Source organism: Duganella sp. GW821-FHT01E12, from assembly GCF_059422325.1.
This window is the reverse complement of sequence record NZ_JBWKWR010000007.1, coordinates 233,382-249,163: the sequence shown is the minus strand read 5'-3', so window position 1 is coordinate 249,163 and position 15,782 is coordinate 233,382. Positions and strand designations below refer to the sequence as shown.

At 63.1% G+C, this 15,782-nt stretch carries 10 protein-coding genes and 1 pseudogene; 5 read left to right on the top strand and 6 right to left on the bottom strand.

Going from position 1 to position 15,782, the window contains the following annotated elements; all coding sequences use genetic code 11:
- Window positions 1-70: 70 nt before the first annotated feature.
- Window positions 71-1,984, bottom strand: a complete 1,914-nt coding sequence (gene nosZ, locus AC07WS_RS20510; protein ID WP_494730865.1) for a TAT-dependent nitrous-oxide reductase — start codon at window positions 1,982-1,984, stop codon at window positions 71-73.
- Window positions 1,985-2,252: 268 nt separating this feature from the next.
- Here nosZ and phbB point away from each other — a divergent pair, with 268 nt between their 5' ends.
- From phbB to AC07WS_RS20490, 4 genes and pseudogenes are all read left to right on the top strand, one after another.
- Window positions 2,253-2,975 carry an acetoacetyl-CoA reductase gene (gene phbB / locus AC07WS_RS20505; RefSeq protein WP_494730864.1) on the top strand — a complete coding sequence of 241 codons (723 nt, stop codon included), beginning with the start codon at window positions 2,253-2,255 and terminating at the stop codon, window positions 2,973-2,975.
- 74 nt (window positions 2,976-3,049) lie between these two features.
- Window positions 3,050-5,134, top strand: coding sequence for a [FeFe] hydrogenase, group A (locus AC07WS_RS20500; RefSeq protein WP_494730863.1), 2,085 nt, complete (start codon window positions 3,050-3,052; stop codon window positions 5,132-5,134).
- Between the two features lie 126 nt (window positions 5,135-5,260).
- Window positions 5,261-5,407 (top strand): annotated as a pseudogene (locus AC07WS_RS20495) (IS5/IS1182 family transposase); the annotation flags it as partial.
- A gap of 79 nt (window positions 5,408-5,486) precedes the next feature.
- Window positions 5,487-5,915 (top strand): YybH family protein, encoded by a 429-nt coding sequence (locus AC07WS_RS20490; protein WP_494730862.1) that lies wholly within the window; start codon window positions 5,487-5,489, stop codon window positions 5,913-5,915.
- 34 nt (window positions 5,916-5,949) lie between these two features.
- Here the strand turns inward: AC07WS_RS20490 and AC07WS_RS20485 are convergent, their stop codons facing one another.
- The 3 genes from AC07WS_RS20485 to AC07WS_RS20475 all read right to left on the bottom strand — a co-directional run bounded on the left by AC07WS_RS20485 (window position 5,950) and on the right by AC07WS_RS20475 (window position 8,510).
- Window positions 5,950-6,294 carry a CzcE family metal-binding protein gene (locus tag AC07WS_RS20485; RefSeq protein WP_494730861.1) on the bottom strand — a complete coding sequence of 115 codons (345 nt, stop codon included), beginning with the start codon at window positions 6,292-6,294 and terminating at the stop codon, window positions 5,950-5,952.
- A 141-nt stretch (window positions 6,295-6,435) separates the two neighbouring features.
- Complete coding sequence (locus tag AC07WS_RS20480; RefSeq protein WP_494730860.1) at window positions 6,436-7,842, bottom strand: heavy metal sensor histidine kinase; 1,407 nt, start codon at window positions 7,840-7,842, stop codon at window positions 6,436-6,438.
- On the bottom strand, window positions 7,839-8,510 hold the full coding sequence (locus AC07WS_RS20475; RefSeq protein ID WP_494730859.1) for a heavy metal response regulator transcription factor: 672 nt from the start codon (window positions 8,508-8,510) through the stop codon (window positions 7,839-7,841). The genes AC07WS_RS20480 and AC07WS_RS20475 overlap by 4 nt, the downstream gene beginning before the upstream one ends.
- A 283-nt stretch (window positions 8,511-8,793) precedes the next feature.
- Between AC07WS_RS20475 and AC07WS_RS20470 the strand changes: the two genes are divergently transcribed.
- Window positions 8,794-10,938, top strand: a complete 2,145-nt coding sequence (locus tag AC07WS_RS20470; RefSeq protein ID WP_494730858.1) for a copper-transporting P-type ATPase — start codon at window positions 8,794-8,796, stop codon at window positions 10,936-10,938.
- A 99-nt stretch (window positions 10,939-11,037) separates the two neighbouring features.
- On the opposite strand, the gene AC07WS_RS20465 is transcribed toward AC07WS_RS20470, so the two are convergent.
- Window positions 11,038-14,097 carry a TonB-dependent receptor gene (locus tag AC07WS_RS20465; protein ID WP_494730857.1) on the bottom strand — a complete coding sequence of 1,020 codons (3,060 nt, stop codon included), beginning with the start codon at window positions 14,095-14,097 and terminating at the stop codon, window positions 11,038-11,040.
- 126 nt (window positions 14,098-14,223) lie between these two features.
- Window positions 14,224-15,777, bottom strand: coding sequence for a tryptophan halogenase family protein (locus tag AC07WS_RS20460; protein ID WP_494730856.1), 1,554 nt, complete (start codon window positions 15,775-15,777; stop codon window positions 14,224-14,226).
- Window positions 15,778-15,782 lie beyond the last annotated feature (5 nt).

The window sequence follows — 15,782 nt, the reverse complement described above, 5'->3', positions numbered from 1 at the left end:
CCTCCCCCCCCCCCCCCCCCCCCCCCCCCCCCCCCCCCCCCCCCCCCCCCCCCGCCAACACTCACCGCCGTCAGGCTTCTACCAGGAAGCGGCTGCGCATTTCCAGGTGCAGCGCGTGGCAGAAGTGGGTGCAGTACAGCCAGAAGGCGCCGGCGTGGTCGGCCTTGAACGTCACCGACTTCGTCTCTTGCGGATTGACGATGAAGTTGATGTTATAGGTCGGCAGCGCGCAGCCGTGCGTCAAGTCTTCCACTTTGTCGTGGTTGGTCAGCGTCAGCGTGACTTCGTCGCCCTTCTTCACTTTGATGATGGGCATGCTGTACGCCGGCGCCTGCGACATCAGGCGCACATGGACCTTGTTGCCGTGGCGTTCGATGCCGGCGTTCTCGGGCTTGACCGCGTTCGGGAAGTCGTCCATGTTGTAGATCTGGCGCGTCTTGACCAGGTCGCGGCGGACGATGATGCCGTCGTGCGGTTCCGAGTACGCCGTGTGATCGGCCACCAGGCGCATCTTGCCGCCGCTGATGTCGATCAGCTGTTCCGTTTCGGGATGCAGCGGGCCGACCGGCAGGAAGCGGTCCTTGGAGAACTTGTTGCCCGAGTTGAGGTATTTGCCGTCCGCTTCCTTGGTCTCGCCCATCGACGAGTAGTTGTGGCCGGGCTGGTAGTGCACGTCCATCTTCTCGATGATGACCTTGGCCGTCTTGTCGCCCTTGAACTGCGCGATGGCGGCGTCGACGTTCCACTTGACGCACTGGCTGTCGAGGAACAGCGAGGTGTAGGCGTTGCCCTTGCCGTCGAACGCGGTGTGGAGCGGGCCCAGGCCGATTTCCGGCTCGGCCACGACGGCGTCGCGTGGTTCCTTGAGCTCGCCGTTGAACCAGCCCATTACGCGCTTGAGTTCGATCACGGTGGCGGTCGGCGACAGCTTGCCCGAGCAGACGAAGTACTTGCCGTCCGGGCTGGCGTTGACGCCGTGCGGGTTCTTGCCGACCGGGACGTAGCAGGTGACGGCGGTCTTCGGATCGCTGTTGGCGGCTTTGCGGCCATCGACGACCGGCACTTTCGAGCCGCCGATGGTGGTGAACTTGCCGGCCTTGACCAACGCTTCGATGCGTTCGATGTTGAAGAACACGCAGGCGTCGCGCTCGGCCGCCATCATGCCGTTCAGGTCGGCGGCGTTCTCGGTGTTGTACTGGTTGGAGGCGGCCAGCTTGCCGTCGTAGCTGGTGGCGACCAGGTCGTTGTTGCCGTCGATACGGCACTGCCACTTCAGTTCCATGGTCTCGGCGTTGACGCAGCTGAACAGCGTGCCCCACTTGGTGGGATCGTCGAGGTCGCGGCCGTCGTTGGGCAGCGGGATGTGGAACTCGCCGCCGCAGAACACGCGCGTGGTGTAGTTGATCTTGGTGTCGACCGGGTCGCACTTGTCGGTGAACAGGCCGTGGAAGCCCATCACGTTCGGCAGTTCGACGATCTTGTCGCACTCCATCGTGTCCATGCGGATGCGCGCCAGGCGCGAGTGGATCTTGTCGTTGACGAACAGCCAGCGCCCGTCGTAGGTGCCGTCCTTGTAGCTGCCGTGGACGTGGTGGGTGTCGCCGGTGGTGTACTTGAGCGAGCCGTCGGCCTTGGTGCCCATGATCGCTTTCGATTCATTGGTCACACCCCAGCCCACCATGCAGTCGGTGTTGAAAACCGGGATGCGCTTGAGCGTGCGGCCCGAAGGCAGGCCCAGCACGCGCGCCTCGCCGCCGTGGCCGGCGCTGATGAAGGCGTAGTACTCGTCCAGCTGGCCGGGCGCGATCTCCTTGCCGGCGCCTTCCTTGTGCGGCGCGGCTTCGCCACCCTTGGCGGCCTCTTCCTTGCATGCGACCAGACCCAGCGCGACGCCGGCCAGGCCCAGTGCCGCGCTCTTGCTCAGGAAGCCCCTGCGGCCACTCTGCTCGGCACCGTTATCGACGCCGTTATCCTTGCTATCCATCAGTTCTCCAATCTATGCAGTTGTCATTGATCAACAGGGCATATTGTCGGGGTAACGCTGTGGATTAAAGAATGATGTGGATCATGGGAATTCGTACTGGACCGGCGTTGCGCCCGTCTTACGACGGCACAAGACACCGGCGCCCACGCCATCCTTAATTTCGCATTCTTTTGATGTATGTCATGAAACGCAGGTGACGCGATAGCCACCACCACGTAGATTGGAGTGACGGTTTACCAGTTTCATTTCCCCTGGCGGAGAGATTCCCATGCAACGCACAGCGCTCGTTACCGGTGGCACCCGAGGTCTGGGCAAGGCCATTTCCATCGCGTTACAAGCGGCAGGCCACCGGGTTGCCGCTGTTTACCGCAGCAACGAGGAAGCGGCACGCGCCTTTTCCGAAGCGACATCCATTCCTGTATTCCGATGGGATGTCAGCGATTTTGAAGCGTGCCGGCGCGGCATTGACGCGGTCGAGCAGCAAATCGGATCGATCGAGATCCTGGTCAACAATGCCGGCATCACCAGCGACGCCGTCCTGCACCGCATGACACCCGAGCAGTGGTGGCAAGTCATCAATACCAACCTCGGCTCCATGTTCAACATGTGCCGCCACGTAACGGAAGGCATGCGCGCCCGCGGCTTTGGCCGCATCGTCAACATCAGTTCGGTCAACGGAGAGCGCGGCCAGCTTGGCCAGGCCAACTACGCGGCCGCCAAGGCAGGCATACTGGGCTTCACCAAGGCGCTCGCACTTGAGGGCGCGCGCAAGAACATCACGGTCAACGCGGTTGCGCCCGGCTACTGCGATACCGACATGGTAGCGGCGGTCGCGCCCGATGTGCTGCAACAAATCATTGGCGGCATCCCGGTCGGGAGGCTCGGCACGCCTGCGGACGTGGCGCGGCTGGTCGCCTTCCTTGCCGACGACGCCAGCAGCTTCATCACCGGTGCCACGTTTGACGTCAACGGCGGGCAGTATATGAGCTAGCGGCCATGCCGCTCCCAAGCGCGCCCGGCCGGGCGCGAGCTTAACCGCGCTCTCTCGATTGCAGGCGGCCTCAAATGATCAAGCTCACGGTGAACGGTATTCCTGTCGAGGTCAACGACGGTGCGAGCTATCTCGACGCCGCAACCCTGGCCGGCGTTCACATTCCCACGCTTTGCTATCATCCCCGCCTCCCCTCGCATGCGGTGTGCCGCATGTGCCTGGTCCATGTCGAAGGTTCGCCCGACGCACAACCCGCATGCATCACCAAGGCCAGGGACGGCGATCAGATCGACACCGGCGGCACCGACCTGCAGCGCTTCCGCGCCATCGATGCGCAATGGCTGCTGGCGCGCCATCCAAACGACTGCATGCGCTGCGAAGTGAACGGGTCGTGCCAATTGCAAAACCTGATCAGCGAACAGCAATGGCTGGATCGCTGGGAAAAAATTCCCATCGGCTCCCCGGACCATCCGGAACACGCGCTGACCGATCACACCTCCCCGAGTATCTGGAGAGACCTGGCAAAATGCGTCGAATGCGGCCTGTGCGTGGAGGCCTGCGGCGAAAATGGACAAGCGCAATTTGTGATCGGATTCGCCGAACGCGGGTCCGGCCGCCTGCCGGTCACGGTATTCGATCGCTCGCTGGCGAACACCCGCTGCATCTCCTGCGGCCAATGTACGCAGGCCTGTCCGGTCGGCGCTCTCATCGAAAAGCCGCACTGGCACGAAGTACTGCGGGTACTGGGCGAGCACAGGCGCGTCTCTGCGGTCCAGGTCGCGCCGGCAACCCGCGTCGCCATCAGCGAAGAGTTCGGCATGGAGCCCGGCACCGTCAGCACCGGCAAAATGATCAATGCACTGCGCCGACTTGGCTTTGACTACGTGTTTGACAGCAATTTCGGCGCCGATCTGACGATCATGGAAGAAGCCACGGAGTTTTTGGCGCGGCTGAGCATGCGAAAGGAGAAGCCGGACGAGCTGCCGTTGTTCACCTCCTGTTGCCCTGGATGGGTGAACTGGCTTGAAATCAACCGGCCCGATCTTCTGCCGCACCTGAGCACGGCCAAGTCGCCACAACAAATGCATGGCGCGCTCACCAAGCGCAGCGCGTTCACGCTTACGCTGGGCCCGGAATTTGCCGCAGGCCGGGCGGAACCTTATGTGGTCAGCGTCATGCCCTGCACCGCCAAGAAGGACGAGGCGGTGCGGCCCGGCATGTCCGGCGACATCGACCATGTCGTGACCACGCGCGAACTGGCCAGAATGATCAAGTCGCGCGGCATTGCCTTCCATGCCTTGCCGGACGATGGCCAGTTCGATCACCCTTTGGGCGCCAGCACCGGCGCCGCGCAGATCTTTGCCGCGTCGGGCGGCGTGATGGAAGCGATGGCGCGCACCGCCGCCCACTTGCTCGGCGCGGAAGACTCGCTGCCGCTGGAATGGCAACCGCTCCGAGGCGTCAGCGCAGGCGTGAAGACGGCGGAAATTCCGGGCATCGGCAGGGTCGCCGTCTGCAACGGCATCGCCGCCGCGCAGCGCATGCTGGCAGCGGACACGTGGCGTGAGCAGTTCGTCGCCATCGAAGTCATGGCCTGCGTCGGCGGTTGCCTGGGCGGTGGCGGCGAACCAAAATCGCTGGACCCGCTGATCCTGGAGAAGCGCATGCAGGCGATCTACCGGATCGACAGCCACGCGCTGCACCGCCGCTCCTATGAAAATCGGGAGATACAGGCGCTGTATATGACTGAATTGCAGGAACCGAATTCCCCGCAGGCGCACGCCTTGCTGCACACCAGTTACGCCGCGCGCAATTCCAAGCGCCTGCTGTTGATGCGTTTTCTCGATTGTGTCGACCGACGCGATGGCGGCCAGGCCGCAAGCCTGTGTCATCCCGATGCCTCATGGTCGACCGCGTCGTCTTTCGGCGACGTCCAGGGAGCGGGCAATATCAAGGCGTTCATCGATACGCAATTGCCGTCACGCGGATATGGCCGGGACTATGCAAGGCACCGGATGGCATCCGCCGCGGATAGCGAAGATCTCACCGTCATCACGCCCACCGGCGAGACATGCGGGTTCAGCATGGAGGTGGTCCTCGTACCTCACGGTAGCGAGTCAACGATGGTGATCAGGAACCTGGTGCGCGTCCTCCATTGATCTATCTCCGTCCAACCCTGTCGATGCGCCAGAAAGTGATACACATAGCTCCGCCGCCGCGGCGCCCATCCTGGCCTCACGGCTGGCGCTACAAACCAACTCGCTGACCATGTCGAGCACCCCGCCAAGGTCTACCATCACAAACCCAAGCGTGACATCACCGAGCGCCTACGCCGCGGCATCAGGCGCCGCAGCGCCATCGAACCGGCGATTGGGTACATGAAGAATGATGGAATACTACGGAGAACCTGGCTCAAAGGCGTAGACGGCGATTATGAGTCTTGCAGCAAGCCGCTTCACCTGATTAAATCGCATAGCTTTAACCTTTCAACGGCTGTTTATGGAGATATCTATGCGCCACCTCGTTTCGTTGCTCGCCCTTTCCGCCATCAGCGCGCCCCTCTTCGCGGCAACGCCTGCAGAGACCGTGGCAGAATTCCACGCAGCCCTTGCAGCGGGCAAGCCAGAACAAGTCAGCGCATTACTGGCGCCGGGGATTCAGATCTACGAATCCGGCTATGTCGAACGATCCCGGGACGAATATACCGGCCATCACCTTAAGGGAGATATCGAATTTGCCGCGACGACGAACAACAAAGTCCTTAAACAAAGTGTGCGCGTCGAAGGCAATTTGGCGGTCGTGATGCAGGAGACGGAAACCACTGGCAAATACAAAGGGAACAATGTCCATCACTTGGGCACCGAGACCGCCATTCTCGAAAAGCAGCTTGACAAATGGGTGATCGTTCACATCCACTGGTCGTCACGCAAATCGAAGTAAATGAACTGGGTAGCATTCTCAGCTACCCTGAACATCAGTTGCGGTAGAGCGGGTTAGGCGCGACGTACACCCGCACGCCGTGCACATCCACATCCTCAGGTGCGATTTCGGCGAGATCAAAGCTGTCGCTCGGGCGCAGGGTCTCAAACAGCCAGGTGAACGTCTTGTTCCCGACCTGGAAGGTCACGGCATCGCCCTGCTCCACGTTGACGCTCTTGGTCACGGCGGTGATCGCCACGGTACGCGTCGCCGCTGCGGCCTGAACAGCGCTGCCAAACGCTACACTCGCCTGGTGCGAACCTTCGTGTGCCGACACGGCCAGTGGAATGATTGCGGCGACGGCGAGAATGGCTGCGATTTTGCTTTTAATTGATTGCATGATTAAGTCCTCTTCTTGGGTTAAAGGTTGCTGCACTTGTAAAGTCGATGAAGCTATTTTACGAAGGCAACCCGCACACCCGAATGACCCAAACATTACATTTACATGACAGCCGCCGACCCTGGCCAGCTGCACTGCGTGCTAGCGTGGCCGCTCGTCTGGAAACAAGAGCGAGAACCGGGTCAGCCCGGCGGGCTCACTCTCAACGCCGGCGCTGCCGCCGTGCAAGGTCATAATGGATTTGACGATGGCAAGGCCCAGGCCTGCGGACAACGATTTGGTCGACCTGGACCTGTCGGAGCGATAGAACCTGTCGAATAACCGTGGCAAGTGTTCGGCATCGATGCCCTGCCCCGGATTTGTCACCAGTATCCGCGTCCCGCCGGCATCCTGAACGGCCGCCAGGGAGACCACCGCGCCGCGCGGCGTATAGCGTACCGCGTTCGCCACCAGATTGCTGACGGCCCGCCTGAACAGGTGGGCATCGGCGAGCACCTGCCCCGCCGCGGCGATATCGAATGAGATACCCGCCTCCGAGGCTGGCCCCTCGAAATAATCGGCAATTCGCGCGAGTTCAGTGGCGACATCCAGACGCTCGGTCGTCAGGGCAATCTGGTCGTGATCGGCGCGGGCCAGGAACAGCATGCTCTCCACCATCCTCGCCAGCCGCCCGAATTCCTCGTAGTTCGACGACAGCAATATCTGGTACTCCTCCGGCTCCCTCGGCTGGGAGAACGCCACTTCGGTTTGCACCATCAAGTTGTTCAACGGCGTGCGCAAATCATGCGCAAGGTCATCGGCGAATTGGGAAAGGTTGTCGAAGCTGCTTTGCAATCTGTCGAGCACCTCGTTGAACGAATCAGCCAGGACGCGAAGCTCGGCCGGCGCCGACTCGACGTTCAATCGCATGGCCAGGTTATGCGCTGTTACCTGACGGGCCTGCATCGCCATCGCCCTCACTCTGTACAGGCCCTGGCGAACCAGCAAGAACCCCAGCAGCGCGGTCAATGCCGCCCCCGCAAACGCGGCGGCCAGAACCTTGACGCGATAAGCCGCCATGACAGCCACCCGTTCATCGGCAGTCCGGGCAAGCGTGACCCGCACCGTGTCCCCGCTGTGGCCGACAAAGCCCAGGACCGAGAGCACGCGCAGGCGCTCCCCCTTGGCGTTCGCAGCCGAGGTGGCGTCGGCAGTCGAGAGCTGCGCATCGGGAGCGAGCTGGCCCCGAGCCTGGACGACCGATCGCTCTTCAGTGTTCTGTATCAGCGCCCGACCGTCTTTCGTTTGCACCACCAGCATCAAGCCCCGGCGCCGGTCGACCGCATCCAGAAACCGATGCGGGTCCGTGCGGATGGAATCCAGGGTCGGCGTTTCTTCCAGCAGATGTCTGATTTGCAGAGCCCGGTCAACGAGGTCCGCGTCGTCGCGTTCCTGCAGCTGCGTGGCCAGCGCCTGGTAGAGATAGAACCCAACTGCGGAAAACACCAGCACAGCCACACACGCGAACAGGGCGCCAAGTTGCCCGGTCAGTGAGCGAGCTTGACTCACCCCCGGTCTTCCAGAACGTAGCCCATGCTTCGAATCGTGTGTATCAGCTTTGCTTGAAACGGATCATCGATTTTCGCCCGCAGCCTTCGTACAGCAACATCAACAACATTGGTGTCGCTGTCAAAGTTCATATCCCAGACTTGGGACGCAATAAGCGGCCGCGACAGTACCTGCCCAACCCGCTTTGACATCAGGTGCAGCAGGGCGAACTCCTTCGCGGTCAAATCGATCCGGTTTCCCGCGCGGGTCACCCGACGTTTGGGGACATCAATTTCCAGGTCCGCAATGCGAACCACCTCGGCTTCCTTGATCGGGCCGCGGCGCAGCAAGGTTCGGATGCGAATGAGAAGCTCGGCGAACGCGAAGGGCTTGACCAGGTAATCATCGGCACCGAGTTCGAGTCCCTTGATCCGGTCGTCAAGCGCATCCCTCGCGGTCAGGAACAGCACCGGCGTTTCCTTCGTCTTCCGAAGCGCAGTGACAATTTGCCAGCCGTCCAGACCTGGCAGCATAACGTCGAGCACCACCAGGTCGTAGTCAGCGGTGGTGGCGGCATGCAGCCCGTCCGGCCCGGTCTTCGCCCAGTCAACCACGAAGCCGGATTCCGTCAGCCCTTTCTGGATGTATTCCCCAGCCTTCTGCTCGTCTTCCACCACCAGCAATCTCATGTCATCCTTCCACAGCAATCAAGGTCCAGGCGGCAATATATCACCGGACAGGGCACGCCAGTCTACATTGGAAAAATGACGCGAACCTAACGCCAAGATTACATTCTCGTCAGAATTTGTCGTCGCATCTCAGCACTAATTTCAGCCGCATGGTCGTTGTGCTCGGCAAAACAGCCAGGATTCAGATCCTTGGATATTTGAAAAGATTTGATCTATATCAAGCTTTTTATGCGATTCTACCGCCTAGTATGGTGTTTCTATCGCCAACCGGGAGAACAAGAGCATGAACAAGCCAGAGGCAACAGATGCGGGTTCGGCATTGAACCGGGCCGCGGCAGCCGGGGTACTCTACACCTGCCCGATGCATCCGGAAATCAGGCTGGACCATCCCGGCAGCTGCCCGAAATGCGGGATGACGCTGGAGCCGCTGATGCCGGAGCTTGGCGACGACGAAAACCCTGAACTGAAGGACTTCTCCAGACGTTTCTGGTGGACGCTGCCATTGACGGTGATTGTGACCACGCTGGCGATGTTCGGGCACCAACTCGGATTGTTGCCGGTCGCGACCCAGACCATGGTCGAGTTTGTTCTCGCGACGCTGATCGTCCTGTGGGCCGGCGGGCCATTTTTCGTGCGGGGCGCCAAGTCGATCCTCAACCGCACCCCGAATATGTGGACCTTGATCGGATTGGGCACGGGGGCGGCCTATGTGTATAGCGTGGCGGCGACCTTCGCACCGCAATGGTTTCCAGACTCGTTCATGTCCATGGGACGCATCGGGGTGTACTACGAGGCGGCCGCCGTCATCATCTCGCTGACGCTGCTGGGTCAGATGCTGGAGTTGAAGGCCCGCTCGCAAACCTCGGCCGCCATCAAATCGCTGCTGGGCCTGGCGCCAAAGACGGCACGCCGCATCAACGCCGACGGCACCGAGGAAGACGTGCCCATCACCCATGTGCATGTCGGCGACTCGCTGCGCGTCCGGCCGGGAGAAAAAGTGCCGGTGGACGGCGTGGTGCTGGAGGGAAGCAGCGCGGTCGACGAATCCATGTTGACCGGCGAACCAATACCCGTCACCAAACGGGCCGGAGACAAGGTGATCGGCGCCACGCTCAATGCCAGCGGCGCGATGGTGATGCGCTCGGAGCGGGTCGGATCGCAAACCATGCTGGCGCAGATCGTGCAGATGGTGGCCGCCGCGCAGCGCTCCAAGGCACCGATGCAGCGCATGGCCGACGTCGTCGCCGGCTATTTCGTGATCGGCGTGGTGACGATCGCTATCCTGACCTTCGTCCTATGGGGCCTGCTGGGCCCGCAGCCCAGCTGGGTCTTCGGCTTGATCAACGCGGTCGCGGTGCTGATCATCGCCTGTCCGTGCGCCCTGGGACTGGCCACGCCCATGTCGATCATGGTGGCCACGGGCAAGGCGGCGACCCACGGCGTGTTGTTCCGCGATGCGGCGGCGATCGAAAAGCTGCGCGAGGTCGATACCCTCATCGTCGACAAGACCGGCACCCTGACCGAAGGCAAACCAGCGTTCGAACGCGCCATCGCGGCTGCCGGATTTTCGGAGGAAGAAGTGTTGCGGCTGGCGGCCAGTATCGATCAGGGCAGCGAGCATCCGCTGGCCGACGCCATCGTGCGCGCCGCGCGCGGGCGCAACCTGACTCTCGACAAGCCGGATACGTTTGAGTCGGCAAGCGGCATCGGCGTGCGCGGCACGGTGGGCGGCAAGCCTGTGGCGCTGGGCAATACCGCCCTGATGGATCAGCTTGGAATCGACGTGCAAGCGCTGCGCTCCGGCGCCGAGGCGCTGCGCGCCGAGGGCGCGAGCGTGATGCACCTGGCCGTCGACGGCGCGTTCGCGGGCTTGCTGGCCGTTTCCGATCCGATCAAGGCCAGCACCCACGAAGCGCTCGACACGCTGACGGCCGCCGGCATACGGGTGGTGATGGCCACCGGCGACGGCGTCACGACCGCCAGGTCGGTGGCGCGCAGGCTGGGCATAGCCGAGGTGTATGGCGAGGTCAAGCCCGCCGACAAACTCGCGCTGGTCGTGAAGCTGCAGAGCGAGGGCCGGGTCGTGGCCATGGCCGGCGACGGCATCAATGACGCGCCGGCGCTGGCGAAAGCCGATGTCGGCGTCGCGATGGGCACGGGCACCGACGTGGCGATGAACAGCGCCCAGGTAACACTGGTCAAGGGCGATCTGCGCGGCATCGCGACCGCGCGCCAGATCTCCGTTTCGACGGTGCACAACATGAAACAGAATCTGATGTTTGCCCTCGTCTACAACGCGCTGGGCATCCCCATTGCCGCCGGCGTGCTCTATCCGCTGACCGGATGGCTGCTATCGCCTCTGATCGCGGCGCTGGCCATGAGCTTGAGTTCAGCATCCGTCATCGGCAACGCACTGCGACTCAAATGAAGTCCGCCACATTGCAACGGAACCAAAAAAACCGCCGCCGGGCCTTGTCGGGCGCGGCGGCGGTGGATGTCGATACCCGTTGCCACGGGTATCTCCTCGTCAGAACGAGTACTGTGCCAACAAGGTGTAGCGCGGGCCGCTCATGAAGACCTGGCGGGTGAAATCACCCGCATGCTGCTCCATGATCTGGCGCGTGTACGAGTTGGTCAGGTTGGTCGCTTCCAGTCCGACACGCAACTTGCTCGTGAAGTCATAGAAGACCGAAGCGTCCAGCTGGCCGTACGCCGCCTGGTACAGCGGCAGGCCATAGGCCTGATCGTTGTTGGTGGTCGGGATCAGATACTTGCCCGCACCAGCGTCCGGATTCGTGTTCAAGCCGTTATTGCCACGGCTGCCCCACTGGTTCACACCCAGCAGATAACGCGAGCGCCAGTTGTAGGCCAGGCGCAGCGAGAGGCCGTGCTGTTCATACATGAGCGCGAGGTTAACCGTGTGACGCGACAGGCCCGGCAACGCGGTCTTGCCGAAAGGACGCGCATCGGTATCGCAGCCGTTGACGCTCAGGTTGAAGTTGGACGATGCGTCGCTACCCGAGCACCATGTTTCGGCCACAGGATCTTTCAGCGTACGCTCGCTTTGCACGTAGGTCCAGCTTGCCTGGCTGCCGAGACCGCGCAGCCAATCCGGCACGAAATCGTAATACTGCTGGTGGGCGATCTCGAAACCGCGGGCAAAGCCCTTGGCGCCGTTGACCGGACCGGTGACCACGAAGCTCTGCGGCTTGCCGGCGACATCCTTCGCCGCGTAAGTGTAGTTCTGCGTGATGATGATGTCCTTGAGATCCTTGTTAAACGCCGAGAACGTCAGCGAACCGGCCTTGGCGAAGTACCACTCGGCGGTCAGGTCGATGTTGGTCGATGTGATCGGCTTGAGCATCGGGTTGCCGTCGCTGGTGCCGGTCAGGCTGGTACCGTCGAAGCGCACGGCGGTCGTGTTGCCGGATGCGTCCCGGGTGACCGTCTGCAGGTGCTCGGCGCTCAGCGTCGTCTGTACCTGGAGCTGGTTGAAGTCCGGACGCGACATCGACCTGGCCGCCGCGAAGCGGAATTGCAGTTCGCTGCTGGCCTTCATGCGCAGGTTCAGGCTCGGCAGCCAGTTGCCGTACGAATTGCTGAACGACTGCGCTTGCGCGAACCCGGCGATGTTGATCAGCTTGTCCTGGCCGCTCACGTTGACACCGGTGCCGACGGCGGGCGTGGACGGCGGCGCGAACGCGACGTAACCGCTGCCGCTGCCTTGCGTCCTCACGTAGCGGATGCCGACGTTGCCGTCGATCGGATACTTGAGGTCATCCCAGCCGAAGCGCAGCTGCGTGTAGGCGGCACGGGTCTTCTCGGTCTGCAGGTTGGTGGCGGCCGGGTCGTTGAACGTGGCCGCCTTCCACGGATCGCAGGTCGAGCCTTTTTCGGCGCACAATACGTCGTGGTAGGCGTGGATCTTGCTCCATTGGTCGGGGAAGCCACGCACCGTCGCCGCGTCCGCGAACAGCATCGGCGGCAGGCTGTATTTGCCGCCGAAGAAGTTGTCGATCGTCTGCAGCGACGCGCCGCCGGCGAAGCGCGGATCGCTCAGGCGGGCAACGCCGTTGATCTGCCAGCCCTCCATCCACGGGAAGGTGATCGCCTGCCAGTTGTAGAACTTCTGGGCCTTGTTGTTCTCGCCTTCACGGTCGGCCATGCGCACGCCGAAGCGGATGTCGCGCAGCACCGGGTCGTCGAACGAGTACTTGACGTCGGATTTCCACGCTTTCTGGGTCGCCGTGGCGTGGTCCAGCGCCTCCTGGGTATAGGCCCAGTAGTAGTTTTTCGGATCGGCCATGTAGGCCGCCGGACCCAGGCCGATCTGCGGCACCTTGCCCGTCATATCCATGCTCTGGTTCGGCAGAATGAAGCCGGTCGACACGTCGGCGTCGAAACCCTCGGTGGTCGAACGCACATGCTGGAAGTCGTTGGTCCAGCTCAGGGACGGCGAGACGCGCCACTGGACGTTCAGGGCGAGGTCGCGCGTGCCGGATTCACGCGTGTTGATGCGCTGCGAGCTGTTGAACGGCGAACCGCCATAGGTCGGGTTCGAGATCGTGCCGCTCTGGAACGCGCCCTTGCTGTCGAAGACCGAGTTGGCGCTGGCCACCTGCTGGTACCACTTGTCCTCGGCAGAGGCCACCACGTGCTCGTCCAGGTCTTCCTTGTAGCGGGTCTTGAAGTAGGTCAGCGCGGCGGTCAGGTCTTTGTTCGGCCGCCACTGGAGGGCGGCGTAGTCGCCGCGGCGCGTGCGTTCGAAGTCCTGCGTGCGATAGCCGACGCCCAGCGGTATCCATTGCGTCTTGGAGCGGTCGTACAGGGCCGGGTCGGTGGAGTTCACGTGCGGGAAGTAGGGATCGACACCCACGCCGTCCGAGCGGCTGGGGCTCTTCGCATGGGCGAAGTCGATCAGGGCGCCGATCTCGCCGAGCCCCGTGTTCCAGCGGTTCGACAGCAGCAGCGTGCCGGTCGGCGATGGCGCGCCCTTGCGCAGGGTGGAATAAGATTCCGACACGCCCGCCGTCCCCTTGAAACCCTTATAGTCGAACGGCATCGCGGTGCGCAGATTGACCAGGCCGGCGACCGCGCCTTCGATCTGTTCCGCGGACGGATTCTTGTAGACATCGACGCCGGCCATCAGCTCCGGCGCGACGTCGGAGAAACCAAGCGAGCGGCCGCCGCCGGCCGAGAACGCGTCGCGGCCGTTGACCTCCGAACGCACATACGTCAGGCCGCGCACCGACACACCCGAGCCCTCGACCGATTGGCGGTTCGGGTCGCCCGCCATGTTGCGGTCGATGGTGACGCCGGCGATACGCTGCAGCACCTCGGTGACCGAACGGTCCGGCAGCTTGCCAATGTCTTCGGCGACGATCGAATCGACCACCTCGTCCGCATCCTGCTTGAGTTTTTGCGCCGATTGCAGCGCGGCGCGCTGGCCGCTCACCACCACGACGCTGGTGCTCTTCGCCGGCTCGGCGCCGGTGCTATTGGCGGTCTGGGCCCATGCCGGGCTGGCGTGCAGCACGACGACCTGTGCGACCGCCGCGGCGATTGCAGTTTTTTGGAACTTACTCAATTTGTCTCCCCTTACAGGTGATTTTTATATTTAACAACTCATAACGCTCCCGCACGGCTTCCTGACGCCGACACGGGGTCTTGCTATCGGTGCCCTCCATAAAGTTGTGTGATCAGATAACGCATGTCAGGCGGCCGCCCGGGATGAAGCGCCGGCCGCCGCCTGGCGCGCGACATAGGCGCCATGATCCGGCATCCCCGCCACGGCCCGCGCAATCAGCTCGCGCAGTTCGGCGAAGTGGCCATGCACCACGCGGAGGTCGACACGGCCAGCGAGCGGATCGCAGCGCTCCGGCACCACGCCCAGGCCCATCATCATGGCCACGAACGAGGGCTCGGCGAAGCCGCCGCGATCGATGATCGCCACGCGTCCGGTCTCGCGGAACAGCTCGATCTGGTGACGCAGCGAGTCCGGGATCGCCATGTTGGCGCAGTAGCGCCAGAATTCCGAATCGTCGCGCTTGGTCAACTTGTAGTGCAGGATGATGAAGTCGCGCACCGATTCGTAACGGATGCCCATGGTGCGGTTGAATTCGTCGGCCAGCGCCGGGCGGCAATCGCGCTCCGGGAACAGTTCGAGCAGCTTGCCCACCGCCGTTTCGATCAGACTGATGCTGGTCGATTCCAGCGGCTCGACGAAGCCGGCCGACAAGCCGATCGCGACCACGTTCTTGACCCAGGACTTGCGCCGCCGTCCGGTGACGAAGCGCAGCTGGCGCGGCTCGTCCAGCGCGGCGCCGTCGAGGCCGTCGAGCAGCACGCGGCGCGCCCGCTCGTCGCTGGTGAAACCGCTGCTGTACACGTGGCCATTGCCAGTGCGGTGCTGCAGCGGGATACGCCAGAGCCAGCCGGCCTCCTTCGCGGTGGAGCGGGTGTAGGGCGTCAGCTGCGCGGCCGAGGCGCAGGGCACGGCCAGCGCGCTGTTGCAGGGCAGATAGGCGCTCCAGTCCTCGTAGCCCGCCTCCAGCGCGCCCTCGATCAGCAGACCGCGGAAGCCCGAGCAGTCGATGAACAGGTCGCCCTCGACGCGGCGGCCGTCGCCCAGCTTGACGGCGGTGACGAAGCCGCTTTCCGGATGCCGCTCGACATCGACGATCATGCCTTCGATGCGCCGGACGCCGCGCGCCACGGCGTAGTCGCGCAAATAAGCGGCGTACAGGCTGGCGTCGAAATGGAAGCCGTAGGAATAGGCGTCGGTCACGCCGGGCGCTTCCTCGTTCGGCGGGGTGAACTTGCCGTGGCGCGCCATGACCGCGGGCATCGACCAGTTCTCCAGCGCCGGCATGTGGTTGAACGCCTGCGCCAGGCGCAGCCAGTGCTGGTGGGCGCCGTAGCCGGCCAGCGGCGGGCCGAAATCGCCGAAGCCGTGAAAGAAACGATTGCCGACGTGGCCCCAGTCCTGGAATTCGATACCCAGCTTGAAGCTGGCCTGGGACTTGCTGACAAAGTCGGCGCCATCCAGGCCCAGCGCCTCGTTGTAGGCGCGGATCGTAGGCAGCGTCGCCTCGCCGACCCCGATGGTGCCGATCTCGGGCGATTCGACCAGCGTCACCTCGCAGGGCTGAGTTGGGTGGCGCGCCAGGCGCTGGGCCAGCGGGGCCGCCGTCATCCAGCCGGCGGTGCCGCCGCCCACGATGACGATCCGGCGGATCGCGTCGCCATGCAGGTCGTTGCCGCTCATTTTGT